Annotated in this window: 1 protein-coding gene and 1 pseudogene; both read right to left on the reverse strand. The window is 67.9% G+C overall.

From position 1 onward, the window contains the following. Positions 1-206: pseudogene (locus A9Z05_RS17610) on the reverse strand (deacylase); the annotation flags it as partial. Between the two features lie 248 nt (positions 207-454). Continuing rightward, positions 455-730 (reverse strand): hypothetical protein, encoded by a 276-nt coding sequence (locus A9Z05_RS17615; RefSeq protein WP_069619252.1) that lies wholly within the window; start codon positions 728-730, stop codon positions 455-457. Positions 731-1137 lie beyond the last annotated feature (407 nt).

A 1137-nucleotide genomic window follows, 5' to 3' on the forward strand; every position in this document is an offset into this window, starting at 1 on the left:
CCTTCGTACTCGTCGCCGTGGTTGCCGGCCATCACGAGCGCGACCGGGCCGTCGCCGTTGCGGATCGACGCGATCGGAATCGGCAGCCAGCCGTAGGCGGAACGGTGCACGGAGTGCGGCAGCCGCAGGTAGCCCGCGTGCTTGCCTTGCGCGTCGAGATCGATTTCGCAGTGGATGGGGTTTCGGGGGGAGGAAGAGGCGGTCATGGCGGTATCGTTCGATGAACGGAATCTGCCATCTTATAGGGGAAACCGGCAACGCGCGGCGGGCGGGGCGGGATCAATCCGGATACGCGCGGCTGCGGCCGGGCGCAGTGCCTTGCGTAGCCGGCCCGATACGCGCGACCGCGCGATGTTGCAGCGATGAACGCATGCCGGTGCGCCGGCCGGCCGCATTCGCGCGTCGCGTTTCGCGCCGGTCCCTTGTCGCGGCGGGGCCGGCGCGCACAACGGGCTTACCGGCCGGATGTTTCAGCTTCGAGACGTCCTTCTTCCCACAGTGCCCAGAAACGGCTGCCGGCGCGATACGGATTCGCACGCCGCGCGGCGTGATCGGCGACACCCTGGCGAAACGCGCCGTATAGCGTGAGCGGCGGATTGTCGATGCATGCGGCTTCGTACGCGGCCGGCATCCGGCGGTCGGACACGAGCCGGCGAATCAGCGATGCGCCGTCGATCACCGCCTGTTCGTCGATGATGTCGGTTCGTGCGAGGACGTCGACGGTATTCATGTTGGGCTCCCTGGAACGTTCTTTCCCCATCAAGGAGCAATAAGAATGCCAGCCGGTAAATGCCGCTCTCGGCCTCGATCGTGCAGGCTTCTGCCGTCATCGTGCCGCGTGCCGGACGGCGATGTTACGGAACACGTCACGTGACACGCGAACGCGCGGCGCCCCGTGCGAACCCGCAAAGCGTTTCGGAATTGAATCGTCGGGCGGCGGCAGGCCGGGAAAGGGCGGATGCGCTGCGCGCATCGGCGGCTCAGGTCGTGGCGGCCGGCGCCATGCGGCGGCTGCCGCTGCCGCTCGAGTAGAAGCAGTAGATGCCCTTGCCGGCCGACTTCGCGTCGTACAGCGCGCTGTCGGCCTGCTGGATCAGCTCGTCGGGCGAGCCGTGCCCGTCGTCGAGCGCGATGCCG

Source organism: Burkholderia sp. A2, from assembly GCF_001729305.1.
In the GTDB taxonomy this organism is placed as follows: Bacteria; Pseudomonadota; Gammaproteobacteria; order Burkholderiales; family Burkholderiaceae; genus Burkholderia; species Burkholderia sola.